At 68.0% G+C, this 20,631-nt stretch carries 19 protein-coding genes; 7 read left to right on the top strand and 12 right to left on the bottom strand.

The features are described from left to right. The first annotated feature begins 179 nt into the window (after positions 1 to 179). The 3 genes from M5C96_RS03785 (at position 180) to M5C96_RS03775 (ending at position 5,244) form a co-directional block, all read left to right on the top strand. Complete coding sequence (locus M5C96_RS03785; protein ID WP_272567288.1) at positions 180 to 3,122, top strand: ribonucleoside-diphosphate reductase subunit alpha; 2,943 nt, start codon at positions 180 to 182, stop codon at positions 3,120 to 3,122. Between the two features lie 137 nt (positions 3,123 to 3,259). Beyond that, positions 3,260 to 4,456: a ribonucleotide-diphosphate reductase subunit beta gene (locus M5C96_RS03780; protein ID WP_272567286.1), complete on the top strand. Its 1,197-nt coding sequence runs from the start codon at positions 3,260 to 3,262 to the stop codon at positions 4,454 to 4,456. A 182-nt stretch (positions 4,457 to 4,638) separates the two neighbouring features. After that, positions 4,639 to 5,244 carry a histone gene (locus tag M5C96_RS03775; RefSeq protein WP_272567285.1) on the top strand — a complete coding sequence of 202 codons (606 nt, stop codon included), beginning with the start codon at positions 4,639 to 4,641 and terminating at the stop codon, positions 5,242 to 5,244. Positions 5,245 to 5,346: 102 nt separating this feature from the next. Here M5C96_RS03775 and M5C96_RS03770 read toward each other — a convergent pair whose 3' ends face one another. The 8 genes from M5C96_RS03770 to M5C96_RS03735 form a co-directional block, all read right to left on the bottom strand. Continuing rightward, positions 5,347 to 6,243, bottom strand: coding sequence for a carbohydrate kinase family protein (locus M5C96_RS03770; RefSeq protein WP_272567283.1), 897 nt, complete (start codon positions 6,241 to 6,243; stop codon positions 5,347 to 5,349). Between the two features lie 33 nt (positions 6,244 to 6,276). Further along, positions 6,277 to 7,866, bottom strand: a complete 1,590-nt coding sequence (locus M5C96_RS03765) for a DUF3426 domain-containing protein (RefSeq protein WP_272567282.1) — start codon at positions 7,864 to 7,866, stop codon at positions 6,277 to 6,279. 58 nt (positions 7,867 to 7,924) lie between these two features. Further along, the gene (gene prmA / locus M5C96_RS03760; protein WP_272567280.1) at positions 7,925 to 8,827 is read right to left on the bottom strand and encodes a 50S ribosomal protein L11 methyltransferase; all 903 of its coding nucleotides are present in this window, start codon (positions 8,825 to 8,827) and stop codon (positions 7,925 to 7,927) included. A 79-nt stretch (positions 8,828 to 8,906) separates the two neighbouring features. After that, entirely contained in the window at positions 8,907 to 10,256 is a 1,350-nt protein-coding gene (gene accC / locus M5C96_RS03755; RefSeq protein WP_272567277.1) for an acetyl-CoA carboxylase biotin carboxylase subunit, read from the bottom strand. Beyond that, the gene (locus M5C96_RS03750) at positions 10,249 to 10,425 is read right to left on the bottom strand and encodes a hypothetical protein (RefSeq protein ID WP_272567275.1); all 177 of its coding nucleotides are present in this window, start codon (positions 10,423 to 10,425) and stop codon (positions 10,249 to 10,251) included. The genes accC and M5C96_RS03750 overlap by 8 nt, the downstream gene beginning before the upstream one ends. Positions 10,426 to 10,432: 7 nt before the next feature. Continuing rightward, positions 10,433 to 10,882: an acetyl-CoA carboxylase biotin carboxyl carrier protein gene (gene accB, locus M5C96_RS03745; RefSeq protein ID WP_272567273.1), complete on the bottom strand. Its 450-nt coding sequence runs from the start codon at positions 10,880 to 10,882 to the stop codon at positions 10,433 to 10,435. A gap of 108 nt (positions 10,883 to 10,990) precedes the next feature. After that, positions 10,991 to 11,575, bottom strand: a complete 585-nt coding sequence (locus M5C96_RS03740) for a TlpA disulfide reductase family protein (RefSeq protein WP_272567269.1) — start codon at positions 11,573 to 11,575, stop codon at positions 10,991 to 10,993. Positions 11,576 to 11,607: 32 nt separating this feature from the next. Beyond that, positions 11,608 to 12,204: a hypothetical protein gene (locus M5C96_RS03735; RefSeq protein WP_272567267.1), complete on the bottom strand. Its 597-nt coding sequence runs from the start codon at positions 12,202 to 12,204 to the stop codon at positions 11,608 to 11,610. Between the two features lie 188 nt (positions 12,205 to 12,392). Here M5C96_RS03735 and mpl point away from each other — a divergent pair, with 188 nt between their 5' ends. After that, entirely contained in the window at positions 12,393 to 13,802 is a 1,410-nt protein-coding gene (gene mpl / locus M5C96_RS03730; RefSeq protein ID WP_272567264.1) for a UDP-N-acetylmuramate:L-alanyl-gamma-D-glutamyl-meso-diaminopimelate ligase, read from the top strand. Positions 13,803 to 13,878: 76 nt separating this feature from the next. Here mpl and M5C96_RS03725 read toward each other — a convergent pair whose 3' ends face one another. From M5C96_RS03725 to tldD, 4 genes are all read right to left on the bottom strand, one after another. Further along, positions 13,879 to 14,190: a hypothetical protein gene (locus M5C96_RS03725; RefSeq protein ID WP_272567261.1), complete on the bottom strand. Its 312-nt coding sequence runs from the start codon at positions 14,188 to 14,190 to the stop codon at positions 13,879 to 13,881. Between the two features lie 106 nt (positions 14,191 to 14,296). Continuing rightward, on the bottom strand, positions 14,297 to 15,418 hold the full coding sequence (locus M5C96_RS03720; protein ID WP_272567259.1) for a 3-deoxy-7-phosphoheptulonate synthase: 1,122 nt from the start codon (positions 15,416 to 15,418) through the stop codon (positions 14,297 to 14,299). A 257-nt stretch (positions 15,419 to 15,675) separates the two neighbouring features. Next, a complete protein-coding gene (locus M5C96_RS03715) occupies positions 15,676 to 16,221 on the bottom strand; it encodes a hypothetical protein (protein WP_272567257.1) in 546 nt (181 codons plus the stop codon). A gap of 40 nt (positions 16,222 to 16,261) precedes the next feature. After that, a complete protein-coding gene (tldD, locus tag M5C96_RS03710) occupies positions 16,262 to 17,722 on the bottom strand; it encodes a metalloprotease TldD (RefSeq protein WP_272567255.1) in 1,461 nt (486 codons plus the stop codon). Between the two features lie 161 nt (positions 17,723 to 17,883). Between tldD and M5C96_RS03705 the strand changes: the two genes are divergently transcribed. From M5C96_RS03705 to M5C96_RS03695, 3 genes are read left to right on the top strand one after another with little or no spacing between them, the layout of a single operon-like run. Then, positions 17,884 to 18,558, top strand: a complete 675-nt coding sequence (locus tag M5C96_RS03705; protein ID WP_272567253.1) for a GntR family transcriptional regulator — start codon at positions 17,884 to 17,886, stop codon at positions 18,556 to 18,558. A 26-nt stretch (positions 18,559 to 18,584) separates the two neighbouring features. Then, a complete protein-coding gene (locus M5C96_RS03700) occupies positions 18,585 to 19,265 on the top strand; it encodes a DUF2848 domain-containing protein (RefSeq protein WP_272567251.1) in 681 nt (226 codons plus the stop codon). After that, on the top strand, positions 19,262 to 20,629 hold the full coding sequence (locus tag M5C96_RS03695; protein WP_272567249.1) for an amidase: 1,368 nt from the start codon (positions 19,262 to 19,264) through the stop codon (positions 20,627 to 20,629). The genes M5C96_RS03700 and M5C96_RS03695 overlap by 4 nt, the downstream gene beginning before the upstream one ends. Positions 20,630 to 20,631: the final 2 nt, after the last annotated feature.

The following is a 20,631-nucleotide window of genomic DNA, read 5'->3' as shown; positions in this document are numbered from 1 at the left end:
AGCATGTTTCCAGAATCCGGAGCAGAGGGCGCTGTACACTACCGGTAGTGTCTTGCTACCATTGCACACCCTAGATATAGCGTGTGGGCCAGCACCCAACCCCCACCCCGTTCTCCGCTTTGGCGCCGCCTTACGGCCCGCCAGATCCGCCTTTTCCGACAGCTCCCAAAGGACCTTTCATGCAAGCTGCGCTAAACCCTTCATCCACCACCAACGCTACGGGGCAGGCCCCCACTGCCGCAGACGAATCGCCGGCGGCGCAGCCCGGCAGCGACCTGCTGACGCACTACCAGATCATTCGCCGCAACGGCGCGGTGGTGCCGTTCGAACCGCAGAAGATCGCAGTGGCCCTGATGAAGGCGTTTCTCGCCGTGCACGGCACCCAGGGTGCCGCTTCGGCCAGTGTCCGCGAAGTCGTGGACACCCTGACCCAGAACGTGGTGCGCGCCCTCATGCGCTCGCGCCCGGGCGGCGGCACGTTCCACATCGAGGACGTCCAGGACCAGGTCGAGCTGGGCCTGATGCGCGGCGGCCACCACGAGGTCGCGCGCGCCTATGTGCTGTACCGTGAGCGCCGCTCGCAGGAGCGCGCCCACCAGCAGGAGCAGCGCACCCCAGCCGTGCCTACCCTGCACGTGATCGACCATGGCCAGCGCGTGCCCCTCGATGAAGCGCGCATGCTGAGCCTCATCCAGGCCGCCTGCTCCAACCTGGGCGCCGACATCCAGGCCGCGCCCATCGTGGCCGAAACCATGCGCAACCTGTACGACGGCGTGCCCATGGACGAGGTGTACAAGGCCTCCATCCTGGCCGCCCGCACCCTGATCGAGAAAGACCCCGACTACACCTACGCCACCGCCCGCCTGCTGCTGCACACCATCGTGCGCGAGGTGCTGGGCCGCGACGTGGCGCCCGGCGAAATGGGCGCCGCCTACGCGAACTACTTCCCCGTGTTCATCCAGAAGGGCGTGGACAACGACCTGCTGGACCCCCGCCTGCTCGAGTACGACCTGCAAAAGCTCGGCGCCGCACTGAAGTTCGAGCGCGACCAGCAGTTCGACTACCTGGGCCTGCAGACGCTGTACGACCGCTACTTCCTGCACGTGCGCAAGAGCCGCATCGAACTGCCCCAGGCATTCTTCATGCGCGTGGCCATGGGCCTGGCGCTCAAGGAAGACAACCGCGAAGCGCGCGCCATCGAGTTCTACGAGGTGCTCTCGTCGTTCGACTTCATGTCCAGCACCCCCACGCTGTTCAACAGCGGCACGCTGCGCTCGCAGCTGTCGTCGTGCTACCTGACCACCGTGCCCGACGACCTGGATGGCATCTACGAGTCGATCAAGGAAAACGCGCTGCTGTCCAAGTTCGCCGGCGGCCTGGGCAACGACTGGACCCGCGTGCGCGCACTGGGCTCGCACATCAAGGGCACCAACGGCGAATCGCAAGGCGTGGTGCCGTTCCTCAAGGTGGTGAACGACACCGCCGTGGCCGTGAACCAGGGCGGCAAGCGCAAGGGCGCCGTCTGCACGTACCTCGAAACCTGGCACCTGGACATCGAGGAGTTCCTGGAGCTGCGCAAGAACACCGGCGACGACCGCCGCCGCACGCACGACATGAACACGGCCAACTGGATTCCCGACCTGTTCATGCGCCGCGTGATGGAAAAGGGCACCTGGACCCTGTTCTCGCCCTCCAACGTGCCCGACCTGCACGACCTGTTCGGCACCGACTTCGAAAAGGCCTACGTGGCCTATGAAGAGAAGGCCGCGCGCGGCGAGATCAAGCCCTCGCGCACGCTGCAGGCGACCGACCTGTGGCGCAAGATCCTGACCATGCTGTTCGAGACCGGCCACCCCTGGATCACGTTCAAGGATGCCTGCAACGTGCGCTCGCCCCAGCAGCACGCCGGCGTGGTGCACTCGTCCAACCTATGCACCGAGATCACGCTGAACACCAGCGACACCGAAACCGCGGTCTGCAACCTCGGCTCGGTCAACCTGCTGCGCCATCTGAAGGACGGCACGAACGGCCGCGAACTCGACCACGTCAAGCTGCGCAAGACCATCTCCACGGCCATGCGCATGCTCGACAACGTGATCGACATCAACTACTACGCCGTCGAAAAGGCCCGCGCGTCCAACATGCGCCACCGCCCCGTGGGCCTGGGCATCATGGCCTTCCAGGACAGCCTGTACGAACTGCGCATTCCCTACGCGTCGCAGGCCGCGGTCGAGTTCGCTGATCGATCCATGGAAGCCATCTGCTACTACGCCTACTGGGCTTCGACCGAGCTGGCCAAGGAACGCGGCCACTACGAAAGCTACAAGGGCTCGCTGTGGGACCGTGGCATCCTGCCGTTCGACACGCTCGAGCTGCTGGAGAAGGCCCGCGGCGGCTTCGTAGAAGTGGACCGCTCGTCCTCGCTGGACTGGGATGCGCTGCGCAAGAAGATCGCGCAGGACGGCATGCGCAACTCCAACTGCGTGGCCATCGCGCCCACCGCCACCATCTCCAACATCGTCGGTGTCGATGCGTCCATCGAGCCCTCGTTCGGCAACCTCTCGGTCAAGTCGAACCTGTCGGGCGAGTTCACCGTCATCAACGGCTACCTGGTGCGCGACCTCAAGCGCCTGGGCCTGTGGGACGACGTGATGGTCATGGACCTCAAGCACTTCAAGGGTTCGCTGCACTCCATCGACCGCGTGCCGCAGGACGTCAAGGCGCTGTACTCCACGGCCTTCGAGGTCGAGCCGTCGTGGCTCGTCGAGGCCGCATCGCGCCGCCAGAAATGGATCGACCAGGCGCAGAGCCTGAACATCTACATGGCGGGCGCATCGGGCAAGAAGCTCGACGACACCTACAAGCTCGCCTGGGTGCGCGGCCTCAAGACCACGTATTACCTGCGCACGCAAAGCGCCACGCACGTCGAGATGAGCACCGTGAACACGCGCCAGCTCAACGCCGTGTCGTCGGGCACCAACGGCGGCGGCGCACAGGCCGCATCCAAGCCCAGCGCGCTCGAAGCCGCTGCGGCCGCAGCACAGGCACAGGCCGCGGCATTGCCCGCGACCGACGTGAAGTTCTGCGCGATTGACGACCCGACCTGCGAAGCCTGCCAGTGATGCGCACGCCATGCGCGGCACCCTGATCTATCAGGGTGCCGCGCATGTGCAGTGAAGCAACAAAAACATGGCTGTATCACGCTCCAGCGCTTTTAATTTTGCAGCGCTGCTTTCATAATCCGACCATTGGAAAACCTATGCTGACCTGGGACGAAGAAGTCAAGCCCTCATCGCAGAAACTCTTGGACGGCGGTCTGCAAAACAACCGCCCGGCGGAGTCGCCGTCCGCGCTTTCGCAAGCCGCTGCGGCACCCGCCGAAAGCCTGCCCACCGGCAGCACGCCCACCCCCTCGGCCCCGCCCTCCGACACCGTGCACCGCCGCGTGAATGCCGCCGACAAGCGCATCATCAACGGCCAGACCGACGTCAATCAGCTGGTGCCCTTCAAGTACAAGTGGGCCTGGGAAAAATACCTCGCCACCTGCGCCAACCACTGGATGCCGCAAGAGGTGAACATGACGCGCGACATCGCGTTGTGGAAAGACCCAAACGGCCTGACCGAAGACGAGCGCCGCATCATCAAGCGCAACCTCGGCTTCTTCGTGACCGCCGATTCGCTGGCCGCCAACAACATCGTGCTGGGCACGTACCGCCACATCACCGCGCCCGAATGCCGCCAGTTCCTGCTGCGCCAGGCCTTCGAGGAAGCGATCCACACGCACGCCTACCAGTACATCGTCGAATCGCTCGGCCTCGACGAGAGCGAGATCTTCAACGCGTACAACGAAGTCGCCTCCATCCGCAACAAGGACGAGTTCCTGATCCCCTTCATCGAGGCGATCATGGACCCCAACTTCAAGACCGGCACGCCCGAGACCGACCAGACGCTGCTCAAGTCGCTGATCGTGTTCGCCTGCCTGATGGAAGGCCTGTTCTTCTATGTCGGCTTCACGCAGATCCTCGCGCTCGGCCGCCAGAACAAGATGACCGGTGCCGCCGAGCAGTACCAGTACATCCTGCGCGACGAATCGATGCACTGCAACTTCGGCATCGACCTGATCAACCAGCTCAAGCTGGAGAACCCGCACCTGTGGACCGCGGAGTTCAAGGAAGAGATCAACGGCCTGTTCATGAAAGCCGTCGAGCTCGAGTACCAATACGCCGAAGACACCATGCCACGCGGCGTGCTGGGCATGAACGCCTCCATGTTCAAGGGCTACCTGCGCTACATCGCCAACCGCCGCGCCACGCAGATCGGCCTGGAGGCGCTGTTCCCCAACGAAGAAAACCCCTTCCCCTGGATGAGCGAGATGATCGACCTCAAGAAGGAGCGCAACTTCTTCGAGACCCGCGTCATCGAGTACCAGTCCGGCGGTGCACTGTCCTGGGATTGACCTCCCGACACATTCCAGGCCATGCATTTTCATTCCACGTCCCAGACCGGTAGCGCTGCGAAGTCCTGCCGTGCGGGGCGTTCCCGTGTTCATGGCGATGGGACTCGTCCCATCGCCATGGATCGCTCCATGTCCAATGCAGGCGTGGAGTGCTCTTTGCAAATTGACCCAAGGAGAAAATGATGGCAACTGCGAAAAAGACCGCCGCCAAGAAGGCAGTACCCGCGAAGAAAGCCGCCGCCCCCGCCAAGAAGGCGGCGGTAGCCAAGAAGGCCGCCGCTCCGGCGAAGAAGGCCGCTCCGGCCAAGAAGGCCGCCGCCCCCGCCAAGAAGGTAACGGCTGCGAAGAAGGCAGCACCGGCCAAGAAGGCCGCCGCCCCAGCGAAGAAGGCAGCGCCCGCCAAGAAGGCCGCCGCCCCCGCCAAGAAGGTGACGGCTGCGAAGAAGGCAGCAGCGCCGGCCAAGAAGGCCGCTGCTCCGGCCAAGAAAGCCGCAGCGCCAGCGAAGAAGGCAACGGCCGTGAAGAAGTCGGCTGCACCTGCCAAGAAGGCGGCAGCACCGGCAGCCAAGAAGGCCAGCGCCAAGCCAGCGACCGCGACCAAGAAGGCCGTGACGTCGGCGAAGAAGACCTCGGCCGCACCTGCTGCCAAGAAGCCTGCCGCAGCACCGGCCGCCAAGAAGGCCGCCGCGCCCAAGAAAGCCGCCAAGGCCCCTGCGCCCGCGCCTGCAGCCCAGACCACGCTGAACCCCCAGGCCGCCTGGCCCTTCCCCACGGGTGGCAAGCCGTAAGGCTCACGTCCACGGGAAGTCCCGCCAACCCGGTGCCCTGCACCGGGTTTTTTTATGCCCGCTGCACACGCATCGTGCGGCGGCAGGCCTGTGCCCCTGCGCTTACTCGGGGTGGAAGTCGAGCACGTAGTTCTGCGGCCCGCGCTGCGCGATCTTGAGCGCGCCCATGCGGTTGCCCAGCGCGGCGCAGCGCACCAGGGGCCAGTCGCGCTCCAGCCCGAAAAGCAGCGCACCCCGCCAGGCGTCGCCGCAGCCGGTGGGATCGACCACCTCGGCCGGCGCCGCGACCGGCACGTTGGTGCGCTCGCCGTTCTCCCACACGTCGCAGCCCTCGGCGCCCAGCGTGACGACGAGACCCCGCACCTTGCGGGAGATGTCCTGCAGGCTCCAGCCCGTGCGCTCGCACAGCATGCGGCCTTCGTAGTCGTTCACGGTGATCCACGTGGCCTGATCGATGAACTGCGCCAGTTCCTGGCCGTTGAACATGGGCAGGCCCTGGCCCGGATCGAACACGAACGGAATGCCCGCCTCGACCAGTTGCGCGGCGTGCTGCAGCATGGCGTCGCGGCCATCGGGCGCGATGATGGCCAGGCGCACGTCGGGCTCGGCCACGATGCGCGAGCGGTGGGCCTGCATCATGGCGCCGGGGTGGAAGGCCGTGATCTGGTTGTTGTCGCGGTCGGTCATGATCATCGCCTGGGCCGTGTAGAGGTCATCCACCTGCCCCACGTGGCGCGTGTCGATGGCCAGGCTACGCAGGCGCTCCTGATAGCCGGCGCCGTCGCTGCCCAGCATGGCCATGGGCACCGGATCGCCGCCCAGCAGCTTCAGGCTGTAGGCGATGTTGCCGGCGCAGCCGCCGAAGTCGCGGCGCAGGGAAGGCACGAGGAACGAGACGTTCAGGATGTGCAGCTGGTCCGGCAGTATCTGCTCGGCGAAGCGGCCCTCGAAAGTCATGATGGTGTCGAACGCCAGGGAACCGCAAATCAAGGCAGCCATAACAAATCCGGTGAAGAAGAAAAGATCCGAAGATCAGGGATAGAAAGCCAGAACACGGTAGCCGGAGACGCGCGCGCCGCCCGTGGCCACCACCATGGGCAAGGTGCCGCTCCATTCGCCGCCGGGCGCGATCTCCGCGGGCGCCCCCAGGTCCTGGGGCTGCAGCACGCGGCGCAGCACCGGCCGGTCCTGCGTGTCGGTCAGCGTGAGCTCCACCGACGGCATGGCCACGGCAAAACCGGCACGGCTCTTGATGGACAAGGCCAGCTGGTACGAGTCGCCCCGTCCCTTGTTGAAGGACGAGCTGTCGATCACCACCTCGGTGATGCGGCGCGGGGCGGCGATGGTGCATTGCAGCGGCGCGCACAGCGCCTGGAGGACGGGCCGCGCACCGGGGTACTGCGATGCCAGCTGGTCGCGCTCCTGCACCGCCATCTGCAGGCCGAGGCCTGCGGCCAGGGCCATCAGCAGCACGGCTAGGCCGGCCCGCACCGCCGGCTTGCCCCAGAAGGCCTTGCGGCGCGCGGCGCGCATGAAGCCCGGCTCATCAGCGGCCGTGGCATGCACCGCATCGTCGTCCTCGTCATCGTCTTTCGCAGGCGAGTGCAGCGGCAGGCGGTGAACGGAAGGCTGCGCACCGGCCAGGGCCGCAGAGGCGATGGCCGCTTCTGCCGGCAACGCCACCACGCCCTCCAGCCCACCACCGGCCTGCGTGGCGATGGCCACCGGATCGGTGTCGGCATCGATGGCTTCCAGGGCCATGTCCATGGCCACCGCTTTGGCGATGGCATCGTCGGTCGAAGCCTGCCGCCCATGACCATCCGGCACATCGGCGGCGGCTTGCAGCGGCCCATCGTCCAGATCGTCGGGCCATTCGGAATCGCGCAACTCCGCGAAGGGCAGTTCATAGCCCGCTGGCTCGGGTGGCGTTGCGCTGCGCGCGCGCCCTGCCACCGCCGCTTCGTCCTGCGGGGGTGTCGAGGCGGCGGGCACCGCACCGATGGGCCGTTCAGCGGCGGGCACCGATCCCGGCAAGGACCATCCCGATGGCAGTGGAGGTAGAACGGGCTTGGCCGGCGCGGCAGTGGAATCCGTCGCGCTTGAGCGGGTTCGCCAAACCAGCGGAGACGCAGGCTCCAGGCTCCAGTCGGCGGGCGGCTCCACGCCCGGCGACGCCAGCGGCCGCGCGGCGAGGTAGCTTGGCACCGGCGGGGTCTCCGGAACCTCCAGCGGCGCGGGCGGGGCGGGGTCGTCCATCGGCAGCAGTGCTGCCGGCGCTGCTGGCGTTGGGGGGAATGAATGTGGCGGTGCCGGAGCCGCAGAGGCGGTGGGCCCGCGTGGCACGCCGGGCGCGGGTGCTGTTGGAGAGGGTTGCGGCACGCTCGTCGCGCCAGCCCCCCAGGCCCGTTCGGCAGGCGCCGGCGGCCGCACGGCCGCGCGCGGAGCGTCGGGAATGGCCATTTCCGGCAGCAGGTCCTGCGACGCCGAGCGCACCAGATGGGCCGCCGCATCGAAGACCTCCTTGCACTGCCCGCACCGCACCCACCCATCGGAGATGCGCAACTGGTCCGCGACGACCTTGAAGGTCGTGCCGCAGGCGGGGCAGCGTGTGATCTGGCTCATCGGCTCGGGATTGTAGGTGGGCGCCATGCCCGCCCGAAGGGCGGCACGGCCCTGCCCGTCACCGCGCGGCCACCATCAGGATCCAGCCCTCCTGCGTGTCGGCCACCTCCAGGGGCAGCCACGGCGCATAGGCCTCTTTCAGCTCGTCGGCCTGGCGCTCCAGGATGCCGGCCAGCACCAGATGGCCGCCGGCCGCCACATGCGCGCACAGCAGCGGCGCCAGCACCTTGAGGGGTGTGGCGAGGATGTTGGCCAGCACCGTCTGGTAGGTGCCGCTGGCCTGGTCGGGCAGGCCCGCCTTCAGCGCCACGCCGTTGGCCTCGGCGTTCAAACGCGTGGACTCCACGGCCGCCGGATCGATGTCCACGGCATCGACATCCGTCGCACCGAACTTGGCGGCGCCGATGGCCAGGATGCCGGAGCCGCAGCCATAGTCGAGCACGCGGCCCAGCGGGTTGCCGCTGGCGCCGTGCGGCGCGCCGTTCGCCGCGATCCACCGCAGGCACATGCGCGTGGTGGGGTGCGTGCCGGTGCCGAACGCCAGTCCGGGATCGAGCCGGATGCTGCGCGTGGCCTGGGCCGGCAGCTCGTGCCAGGTGGGCACGATCCAGAAATCCGGCGTGATGTCCACCGGCGCGAACTGCGATTGCGTGAGGCGCACCCAGTCCTGCTCGGGCACGGTGGCCACGCCCAGCACGCGGCAGCCCTCGAAGAAGTCCTGCACCTCCAGCAAGGCCCGCGCCTCCTGCGCTTCGGCTTCGTTCTGGAACAGCGCCACCACCCGGCTGCGCTGCCAGCCGTCCTTGGGCGGCGGCATGCCGGGCTCGCCGAACAGCGCCTGCTCGGCATCGGTCTGCGCGTCGGCATCCTCGACCGACACGCTCAGCGCCTGCAGCGCATCGAGCGCATCACTCAGGGACTCGACCCGGTCTTCGGGGCACATCAGGCTCAGCTCAAACATGGGAGACCTCCGGGAGAAAACGAAAATGCTGGCACCCGTTGCCAGGTGCCAGCATGCAAAACCACCACGCGCGGCGATCTCAGCGCTTGTGCTGCGACAGCCACTCTTCCAGGTAATGGATGTTGGTGCCGCCCGCCACGAACTTGGCGTCCACCATCAGCTCGCGGTGCAGCGGCACGTTGGTGTTGATGCCCTCGATCACGGTTTCGGACAGCGCCGTGCGCATGCGGGCCAGCGCCTGCTCGCGCGTGTCGCCGTGCACGATGATCTTGCCGATCATCGAGTCGTAGTTCGGCGGCACGTAGTAGTTGGTGTAGGCGTGCGAATCGACGCGCACGCCCGGGCCGCCCGGCGCATGCCACATGGTGATGCGGCCTGGCGAGGGGATGAACTTGTACGGGTCCTCGGCGTTCACGCGGCATTCGATGGCGTGGCCGCGGATCTCGATCTGGCGCTGGGTGAAGGGCAGCTTCTCGCCGGCGGCGACCATGATCTGCGTCTTCACGATGTCCACACCCGTGATCCATTCGGTCACCGGGTGCTCCACCTGCACGCGGGTGTTCATCTCGATGAAGTAGAACTCGCCGTTTTCATACAGGAACTCGAACGTGCCCGCGCCGCGGTAGCCGATCTTCTTGCATGCGGCCACGCAACGCTCGCCGATCTTCTCGATCAGCTTGCGCGGGATGCCGGGCGCAGGCGCCTCCTCGATCACCTTCTGGTGGCGGCGCTGCATGGAGCAGTCGCGCTCGCCCAGATAGACCGCATTGCGGTGCTTGTCCGCGAGGATCTGGATTTCGATGTGGCGCGGGTTCTGGAGGAACTTCTCCATGTACACGGCCGGATTGCCGAACGCCGCGCCGGCCTCGGCCTTGGTCATCTGCACCGCGTTGACGAGCGCCGCCTCGGTGTGCACCACGCGCATGCCGCGTCCGCCGCCGCCGCCCGCGGCCTTGATGATGACGGGATAGCCCACCGCCTTGGCGATGCGGCGGATCTGCACCGGGTCTTCCGGCAGCTCGCCTTCGGAGCCCGGCACGCAGGGCACGCCCGCGCGGATCATGGCCTGCTTGGCCGAGACCTTGTCGCCCATGGTGCGGATCGACTCGGGCGTGGGGCCGATGAACTGGAAGCCGCTCTTTTCCACCCGCTCGGCGAAGTCGGCGTTCTCGGAAAGGAAGCCGTAGCCGGGGTGGATGGCCTCCGCATCGGTCACCTCGGCGGCCGAGATGATGGCGGGCATGTTGAGGTAGGACAGCGGCGAGGGCGCGGGGCCGATGCACACCGCCTCTTCGGCCAGCTTCACGTACTTGGCATCGCGATCCGCCTCGGAATACACCATGACGGCCTTGACGCCGAGTTCATGGCAGGCGCGCTGGATGCGCAATGCGATTTCGCCGCGATTGGCAACGAGAATTTTCTTAAACATAGGTTTCTTCGCGGCTCATCACCCATGCGCGGGCGCATGCGAGTGCGGTTGGCGTAGCCTTGCCCGGGGCAAGACGGCCGGCACCGGCGACGAGGATTTTCTGAAACATGGACGTTCCCTGGCGCCCGGCAACGAGGCCGGCGCGCCCGACAAGGACCGAGGAAGACATGCGCAATTTATTCGATCACGAACAGGGGCTGCCCGTATTCCACCGCCTGGCCGTTCTCCCCCAGGATGCGGGTGACGGTGCCGGACTTGTCGGCCTCGATCTCGTTGAGGATCTTCATAGCCTCGATGATGCAGATCGTCTCGCCTTCCTTGACCTGGCTGCCCACTTCGACGAACGACTTGGCGCCCGGGCTGGAAGCGCGGTAGAACGTGCCCACCATGGGCGACTTCACGATGTGGCCGGTCGGGGCGGCCGGAGCGGGCAGTTCGGCCACCGGCGCTGCGGCGGCCGCCGCGGGGGCCGGTGCCTGCTGGGCGGGTGCGGCCACATATTGCTGGACCACCGCACCGCCGCTCTTGACGATGCGGACCTTGCCTTCTGCCTCGGTGATCTCGAGTTCTGACACATTCGACTCGGACACGAGGTCGATCAAGGTCTTGAGTTTTCGCAAATCCATGGGAACTCCAACGCCAAAAACAAAATAGGGCGCGAATTTACCCCAAATTCGACCTATGGCCGGTATTTGGGCGCAAATTCATTGATCTTCGCGGTGGATTGCAGACCGCTATCCCAGGGAAGCCCATTGGGTGAGGTCTTCTGCGGTGACCTGGCCCATTTTACGGTGCACGATGCTGCCATCTGCACCCATCAGCACGCTGAAAGGCAGGCCTCCAGTGAGATTGCCCAGCGAACGGCCCAGTTCGGTGCCCGAAAGCCCCGCCAGTCCCACCGGGAAATCCAGCGGCAGGCGCCCCAGGAACTGCCGTACGGACGAGGGCTGGTCGATCGCCAGGCCCACGACTTGCCAGCCTTTGGCGGCATGTTCACGGTAGAAGGCATTCAAAAGCGGCAGCTCGTCCACGCAGGGCGGGCACCACGTGGCCCAGAAGTTCACCAGGAGCGGCTTGCCGCGAAAACGCTCCATCGCCACTGGCTCGCCGCCCGAGGGCGCCTCGAACTGTTGGGCCCACAGGGCGGCTTCGGCGCCGGACAGCACCGTGTGCGGCTGGAACCGCCACCACGCCAGCCCTGCACCGCCCAGCCCGGCGGCGGCGGCCACGCCGGCATACGCCATCAGCCTGCGGCGCGAAGCCTGGGGCGCAGCATCGGACCCGGCCGCGGGGGCCGGGCGGGTGTCGGGTGGGGACATAGGGGTGCCCGTATCGGAGGGCGGTGACACATTCATTCGGGAGGGCTTTCCAACAGCTTGCGCACGGCGCGAATGTCTCCGCGCGGTGCCCGGCCCCGCGCATCGGGGCGCAATGCGCCGCGCAGGTCATCCAGGTCATAGATCAAAAGGTGCACGCCGATCATCTCGCCCAGCACCGGCGAATGGCTGGAGAGGCTCAACGCCTCGACCGACTCGCCATGGAAGCCGGTGACGGTGCGCGGCTCGTAGTCCACATGGTGGTCGATCAGCGCGATCTCGGCAGATTTGCAGTCGTCGCAGAACAACTGCAGATAAATGTCGGACAGCCGGGTCGCCGTGCCATGCCACACCGCTCCGCCCAGGTGCGGGCGAAACGTCTCCATGCGCTCCATCCAGATCAGCGCCAGCTGCCGCAGCGCGAGCAATTCCTGGGGCTGGGTGTCGGCACAGAACAGGCCGATGTACTCGCGCACGGCGTCCTCGATCAGATCGTTGTCGGGCAGCGGTGTGCGGGTGGGCAGGCCCAATTGGCGAACGGCCCGGCGTTTGGCCGGGCCCCATTCCAGGCCTTCTTCGACGACCATGCGGGCCGCGGCGTTGGCGATCTCGGTGGCGAGGGCGTTTGGCATGGCGGCGATCGGGTGGGGGGAAGGGTCCATTGTGGCCTCAATGCAAGAAGGCGGCCCGGGAAAACGCCCGCATCCGGCAGGGGCATGGGGCACCCCATCGTGGACCTTGCTATTGAAAATGTAGCTATCGAGGCAAGAGGGATCTGCGCGGGCGGCCTTGCAGCCCTGGAACCTTAGAATCTGCGCCCATGCATATTCACATTCTGGGCATCTGCGGCACGTTCATGGGGGGCCTGGCGGCACTGGCGCGCGAAGCGGGCCACAAGGTCACCGGCTGCGACGCCGGCGTGTACCCCCCGATGAGCGACCAGTTGCGCGCCTTGGGGATCGAACTGATCGAAGGCTACGGCGCGGACCAGATGGCGCTGGCGCCCGATGCGTTCGTGATCGGCAACGTGGTCAGCCGCGCGCGCCTGCCCGACGGCACGCCGAAATTCCCCCTGATGGAGGCCATCCTCGACGCCGGCGCCGCCTACACCAGCGGCCCCCAGTGGCTTGCCGAGCACGTGCTGCAGGGCCGGCACGTGCTGGCCGTGGCGGGCACCCACGGCAAGACGACCACCACGTCGATGCTGGCCTGGGTTCTGGAATGCGCGGGCCTGCAGCCCGGCTTCCTGGTGGGCGGCGTGCCGCTGGATTTCGGCGTGTCGGCCCGGCTGGGCGCCGCGCGCCGTCCGGTGGCCGGCCCGGGCGTGGCGGGCGATGCGCCCGTGTTCGTGATCGAGGCGGACGAATACGACACCGCGTTCTTCGACAAGCGCAGCAAGTTCGTGCACTACCGCCCCCGCACCGCGGTGCTGAACAACCTGGAATTCGACCACGCGGACATCTTCGACGACCTGCCGGCCATCGAGCGGCAGTTCCACCACCTGGTGCGCACGGTGCCGCCGTCGGGCCGCGTGGTGGTCAACGGGCTGGAGGAAAGCCTGGCCCGCGTGCTGCATGCCGGCTGCTGGAGCGAGGTGGCGAGCTTCGGCGCGCTGGTGAGCGACTTCACGGCCCAGGGCGAGCCGCACGCCTTCGATGTGCTCTACCAGGGCCGGACCGTGGCCCGCGTGGAATGGGCGCTGACCGGGGTGCACAACCAGTTGAATGCGCTGGCCGCCATCGCCGCCGCCCACCACGTGGGCGTGGCGCCGGCAGAGGCCGGCCGTGCGCTGGCGCGGTTCCAGAACGTGAAGCGGCGCATGGAACTGCGCGGCACCGTGCGCGGCATCGCGGTGTACGACGACTTCGCCCACCACCCGACCGCCCTGCGCACCACGCTGGACGGGCTGCGCCGCAGCGTGGGCCCGACGGCGCGCATCCTCGCGGCGTTCGAGCCGCGCAGCAACACCATGAAGCTGGGCACCATGAAATCGCAGTTGCCCTGGGCACTGGAGCCGGCCGACCTGGCGTTCTGCCACACCGCCGGCCTTGACTGGGACGCGGCCCAGGTGCTCGCGCCGCTGGGCGACAAGGCCCGGACTGCGGCGGACATCGGCACGCTGATCGGACAGATCACCCAGGCGGCCCGGCCGGGCGATCACATCGTGTGCATGAGCAATGGCAGCTTCGGCGGCATCCACGGCAAGCTCATCGATTCGCTATCAAAATAATAGCAGCATGCCCTAGTAGAATATGCACTGGAGGCCGATTCGACCGATAGCGCAGAAGGCGACCCTCCGCCCCTCTTCAATACGTCACGGCCATGGCCGGGACATCCACCCGCACGATCGGGCGGGCCAGTGCGGCGCTGGCGGCCTCGGCGAACTGCCGGCCCCATTGCGCGTCGGCCAGCAGCGGGGCCCCGGCGGCCTGTGCCACCGTGAGCACCTTGTCGGCCAGCAGCACCTTGCCGCTGGCCCGCAGGGGCTCGCACTCCAGGCTGATGAACGCCTCGTCCAGCCAGCGGCGAGCATCTTCATTGCTCAAAGGCTGCGAGCCTTTCAGGTCGAAACGGAATTCCTGGCCCGGCGCCAGGGTGATCGAGACTTCTCTGCGCATGGATTGTTTTCCTGGTTGAGGTGGGGCCAAGGGCGGCCACGCAAGCCGATGCCCGCGGCGGGGCCATCGAGCTTACATCGCACGCCGCTGCCCCGGTCCCTGGTTTTCAGCGGGCTCGGCGGGCGGCCACGGCCGCCGACAGGTCGGCCAGTGCCGACAGCGAATCGTCCCAGCCCAGGCAGGCATCGGTGATGCTCTTGCCGTACTCCAGGGCACCCGGCTGGTCCTTGCCCGGCGTGAATTTCTGAGCACCGGCAGTCAGGTGGCTCTCGATCATCACGCCGAACACGCAGCGCGAGCCGCCCGCGATCTGCGCGCCGATCTCGCGCGCCACGTCGCGCTGCTTTTCGTGCTGCTTGCTGCTGTTGGCATGGCTGCAATCCACCATCAGCGTGGCGGGCAGCTTGGCAGCCTCCAGGTCCTGGCAGGCCGCGGCGACGCTGGCCGCGTCGTAGTTCGGCGCCTTGCCGCCGCGCAGGATCACGTGGCAGTCGGGATTGCCCTGCGTGTTGACGATGGCCACCTGCCCGTTCTTGTGCACCGACAGGAAGTGGTGGCCGCGGCTGGCGGACTGGATCGCGTCGGTGGCGATGCGGATGTTGCCGTCCGTGCCGTTCTTGAAGCCGATGGGCGCCGACAGGCCCGAGGCCAGTTCGCGGTGCACCTGGCTTTCGGTGGTGCGCGCACCGATGGCGCCCCAGCTGATGAGGTCGCCGATGTACTGGGGCGAGATCACGTCCAGGAACTCGCTGCCGGCCGGCACGCCCATGCGGTTGATGTCGATGAGCAGCTGGCGCGCGATGCGCAGGCCTTCGTCGATGCGGTAGCTCTCGTCCAGGTACGGATCGTTGATCAGGCCCTTCCAGCCCACCGTGGTGCGGGGCTTTTCGAAGTACACGCGCATCACGATCTCCAGCGTGTCGGCGTACTGCTCGCGCACCGCCTTCAGGCGCCGCGCGTATTCCAGCGCGGCGGCCGGGTCGTGGATGGAGCAGGGGCCGATCACCACCAGCAGCCGGTCGTCCCGGCCGGCCATGATGTCCTGGATGCCGCGCCGCGTGCGCGTGATCAGGGATTCCACCGCCGTTCCCCGGATGGGGAAGAAGCGGATCAGATGTTCTGGAGGGGGCAACACGGTGATGTCCTTGATACGTTCGTCGTCGGTCTGGCTGGTCTTCTCGACGTCGCGGTACCAGGCATCGCTGGTGGGGTTGGCAGTGGCCGTCATGGTTGCGTCCTCGTGGGTTGGATCGGAAAAAAAGGGGAGCGGAAAAACAAAAAACCGCCGGGCTTTTCAGCTTCGGCGGTTTCTAGAGGAGGGGGGCTCGGGTGGTTGCGCGCTGACCTCTCATCCGCCTGGGACAGAGAAGTAAAACCAAAAATAAAACGCGCTACGCACTTGCATCGGTGGCAATGTAACACCGATTTTTGCGCCGCAACATCCCCGGCGCGTTGCAGCGCTGCCACAAGCGGGATGCCGCGCTTTCATCGCCCGCGCCCCGCCAACCAGCGGCGCAGGCGCGCCAGCATCGGGCGCCGCCGGGCCGCGGCGGGCTCTGGAGAAGGCTCGCTGAGCATCGCCCCGCCCTGCTCGTACATGTCGATGACCAGCATCGCCTCGCCCAGGGTGCGCCAGGCCAGGCGCTCGAACGCATCGAAGCAAGCCGGCTCGCTGCGGCTTTGGCGGGTCAGTGCCTGGTGCCAGATCTCGATGGCATCGCGCAGGTCTTTCAGGGCCTGCTGGTAGGCCCCCAGCTCATAAAGCGCATGCCAGGCGGAGCCCAGCCCGGTGAGAAAGAACTGGTGCTCGCGCGCGGCGCGCTTCAGGTGTTCCAGGCTCCAGAAGATGGCGGAGGGATCGGCGCAGGCGCGGCGCAGGTGCGCGGCATCTTCGATGAGCGCGGACAGCGACGTCAGCGCATCGCGGAACTGGCGGGATTCTTCGTCGGCCACGCCTTCGCGCAGCAGCCGGCTCACATCGCCGAACGACTGTGCGGTGTTCAGCAGCTGGCTGGACGAGGGGTCAGGCATGGTGGGTGCACGCCTGGAAGGTCCGCCGCCGCCCGGGGCCTTATGCGGTGCCGCCGACCGTCAGGCCGTCAATGCGCAGCGTGGGCTGGCCCACGCCGACCGGCACGCTCTGGCCTTCCTTGCCGCAGGTGCCCACGCCGCTGTCGAGCGCCATGTCGTTGCCGATGAGCGTCACCTTCTTGAGGGATTCCGGACCGCTGCCGACGATGGTCGCGCCCTTGACCGGGTACAGGATCTTGCCGTTCTCGACCCAATACGCCTCGCTGGCCGAGAACACGAACTTGCCGCTGGTGATGTCCACCTGGCCGCCGCCGAAGTTGGTGGCGTAGAGGCCGCGCTTGATGCTCGCGACGATCTCCGCCGGGTCCTTGTCGCCGCCCAGCATGTAGGTGTTGGTCATGCGGGGCATGGGAATGTGCGCGTAGCTCTCGCGCCGGCCGTTGCCGGTGGGCGCCACGCCCGACAGGCGCGCGTTCATCGAGTCCTGGATGTAGCCCTTGAGGATGCCGTCCTCGATGAGCACGTTGCGCTGGCTGGCGTGGCCTTCGTCGTCCACGTTGAGGGAGCCGCGGCGGTCGGCCAGGGTGCCGTCGTCCAGCACCGTCACGCCCTTGGCCGCCACGCGCTGGCCGATGCGGCCGCTGAAGGCGCTCGAGCCCTTGCGGTTGAAATCACCCTCCAGCCCGTGGCCCACGGCCTCGTGCAGCAGCACGCCAGGCCACCCGGGGCCGAGCACCACGGTCATCTCGCCCGCGGGCGCAGGGCGCGACTCCAGATTGACGAGGGCGGCGTTCACGGCCTCATCGACGTACTGGGTGATCTGCGCATCATCGAAATAGGCCAGGCCGAAGCGCCCGCCCCCGCCGGCCGAGCCCACCTCGCGGCGGCCGGCCTGCTCGGCGATCACGGTGACCGACAGGCGCACCAGCGGGCGCACGTCGGCAGCCAGCGTGCCGTCGGAGCGCGCCACCAGCACCACGTCGTATTCGCTGGCCAGGCCCGCCATCACCTGGGCCACGCGCGGGTCCTTGGCGCGGGCCTGTTGCTCCACCTTTTCCAGCAGCGCCACCTTGGCCGTGCTGTCCAGCGAAGCGATGGGATCGGTGCCGGGATAGAGCGATCGGCTGGCGGAGATCTTCTTGAGCGAGATCTTCGCCCGCTTCTCCTGCGAGGCCGCCGAAATCGCCCGCACGGTGCGGGCGGCATCGAGCAAGGAGGCCTCGGAGATGTCGTCGGAATAGGCGAAGGCCGTCTTCTCGCCGCTCACGGCCCGCACGCCCACGCCCTGGTCGATGCTGAACGATCCGGTCTTGACGATGCCTTCTTCCAGGCTCCAGCCCTCGCTGCGCGTGTACTGGAAATACAGGTCGGCATCGTCCACCTGATGGGCCCGGATGTCGGCGAGCGCGCGCGCCAGATGGGTTTCGTCGAGACCGAAAGGCTCCAGGAGCAGGCGGCGGGCGACGGACAGGCGTTCGATGGTGGGTTCGCGGGAGATCATGGGCGGATTCTAGAAGCCTTGGTGCCTGCCGGCATGGCGCTTTGCGAGCATCCCACCCGGCGGCGCGGCCATGCTGGCGCGAATCGGCGATGGCTAAGACGACTCAGTGATATTTCACTGATATATCATTTGTGTTTCACCGCCCCCACCCACCCGTCCCGATGCCCGTCCTGCCCCAGCCCTCCCTTCCCGCCGCGCCCGGCGGCGGCGCCCAGTTGCGCGAGCAGGCCTACGCCGACATCAAGCGCCGCATCATTGCCTGCGAGCTGGCACCCGGCGCGCAGATCAACGAAGGCGCGTTGGGCACGCTGCTCGGCCTGGGCCGCACGCCCATCCACCAGGCGCTGCACCGGCTGGAGATGGAAGGGCTCGTGACCATCCTGCCGCGCAAGGGCATCGTGGTGGCACCGCTGTCGCTGGACGAGGTGCTGGACATGATCGAGGTGCGCGCCTGCAACGAGACCCTGTGCGTGCGCCTGGCGGCCGAGCGGGTCCGGCCGGCTGAACTGGCCGCGATGCGCCACCTGCTGGACGAGGCCCCGGCGCTCCTGGCCGCGCACGACGTGCCTGCGCTGATGGCGCTGGACCTGCGCTTTCACAGCGCGATCTCGGCCGCCGCCCGCAACACCGTGCTGGCCGACCTGCTGCGCCGGCTGCACGAACAGCAGGCGCGCTTTTGGTTCCTGACGCTCTCGGAGGCCGGGCACAGCGTGCGCATCCACGACGAGCACCAGGACATCCTGGCCGCGCTCGAGCGCCACGACCCCGATGCCGGCGCCGCCGCGATGCAGCGCCACATCGACGATTTCCGCCGCGCGATCACCCGCGCACTTTGATCCTTCCGCCCTTTCGTTGCCCCACCATGCCCCAGCACACCTTCGATCTCGCCGGCCACGGGCCGGTTACCCTGGACATCCGCCACCTCGTCATCGCCGGCTGGGCCGGCCGCGACCGCGCGGCGGTGGACCACCACATCGCCGAGCTGGCCGCGATCGGCGTCAAGCCGCCCTCCACGGTGCCCACCTTCTACCGCGTGGCCAGCCAGCTGCTCGACACGGGCAGCGCGGTGCAGGTTCCGGGCCATGACTCCAGCGGCGAGGTGGAATGCGTGCTGCTGGCCAGCGAGGCGCACGGCGTGCTCGTGGGCATCGGCTCGGACCACACGGACCGCACCGTCGAGGCCTACGACGTCACGGTGTCCAAGCAGATGTGCGCCAAGCCCGTGGGCCGCGCCCTGTGGAAGCTGTCGGAAGTGCAGGGCCACTGGGACCAGCTGGTCACCCGCTGCTGGCGCACCCGCGACGGCGTGCGCGCGCTGTACCAGGAAGGCGCCCTGGCCCGCCTCCTGCCCCCCGCCGAGCTGATGCAAAAATGGAATGCGGCAGACGGCCTGTCCACCCACACGGCCATGTTCTGCGGCACCCATGCGGTGATCGGCGAACTCGGCTGGGGCGAGGCCTTCGAGCTGGAATTGCACGACCCCGTTCTGAACCGCAGCCTGCACCACCACTACGCCACCCAAGCCCTGGAGATCGCCCGATGAATGCCCTCGCCACCACCCGCCACCCCACCGTCCGCGAACAGGCCGAGGCCCTGGCCCGGGGCGACACCACCAGCGTGGCGCTGGTCGAGGCGGCGCTCGCGCGCATCGCCAAGCACCGCGCGGCGGGCGGGCACGCCTATGTGGGCGAGGTCGATGCCGAAGCCGCGTTGCAGGCGGCCCGCGCCAGCGACGCCGCCCGCGCGGGCGGGCACGTGCCTTCGCCGCTGGCGGGCCTGCCCGTCTCGATCAAGGACCTGTTCGACGTGCAGGGCCAGGTGACCCGTGCCGGATCGGCCGTGATGGCCGGGGCGCCCGCCCAGGCCGACGCCGTCGCGGTGGCCCGTCTGCGCGCCGCGGGCGCAGTGCTGCTCGGTCGCACCAACCTGAGCGAGTTCGCCTTCTCGGGCCTGGGGCTCAATCCCCACTACGGCACGCCGGCCAACCCGCACGACCCGAGCCGCATTACCGGGGGCTCCACCTCCGGCGGCGCCGCCACCGTGGCGCTCGATCTGGCCACCGTGGCGCTGGGCACCGACACGGGCGGCTCGATCCGCATTCCGTCCGCGTTCTGCGGGCTCACGGGCTTCAAGCCCACCGCCCGGCGGGTGTCGCTGGCCGGGGCCTATCCGCTGTCGCGCAGCCTGGACTCGGCCGGCCCGCTGGCCCGCAGCGTGGACTGCTGCGCCGTCGTCGATGCCATCCTGAGCGGCGAGGCGCTGGACACCCGCGCCGCGCCGCTGGCCGGGTTGCGCCTGGGGGTGACGGACGACTTCGTCATGGACGGCGTCGAGCCCGAGGTGGCGGCCGCCTTCGACGGCGCGCTCCAGCGCCTGTCCGCCGCCGGCGCACGCATCGTGCGCTTCGGCTTCACCGAACTGCACGAGCTGCCCTCGCTCAACGCCGCGGGCGGGCTGATCGCCGCCGAGGCCTGGCAGGTGCACCGCGCGCGGCTGGAAGACCCGGCCCAAGAGGCGCAGTACGACCACCGCGTCGCCCAGCGCACCCGCCGCGGCGCCGCGATTTCCGCGGCCGACTACATCGATTTGCAGGACGCGCGAATGCGCCTGCAAGCCACCGCTCGCGAGCGCCTGCGCGACCTCGATGCCTGGCTGATGCCCACCGTGGCCGTGCGCGCGCCGCGCCTGGCGGACCTCACCGGCGACGACGCCCGGTTCTTCGCCACCAACGGGCTGGTGCTGCGCAACACGACGGTGCTCAATTTCCTCGATGGCTGCGCGCTCTCCCTTCCCTGCCAGGCGCCCGGCGAACTGCCCGTGGGCCTGTCCGTGGGCGGCGTGCACGGCGCCGATGCGCGCGTGCTGCAGGTGGGCCGCGCCATCGAAGCCTGCCTGCGCGCGGGCTGAAA

This window comes from Acidovorax sp. GBBC 1281 (assembly GCF_028473645.1).
In the GTDB taxonomy this organism is placed as follows: Bacteria; Pseudomonadota; Gammaproteobacteria; order Burkholderiales; family Burkholderiaceae_C; genus Paracidovorax.
This window is presented reverse-complemented; position numbering and strand designations above follow the sequence as displayed.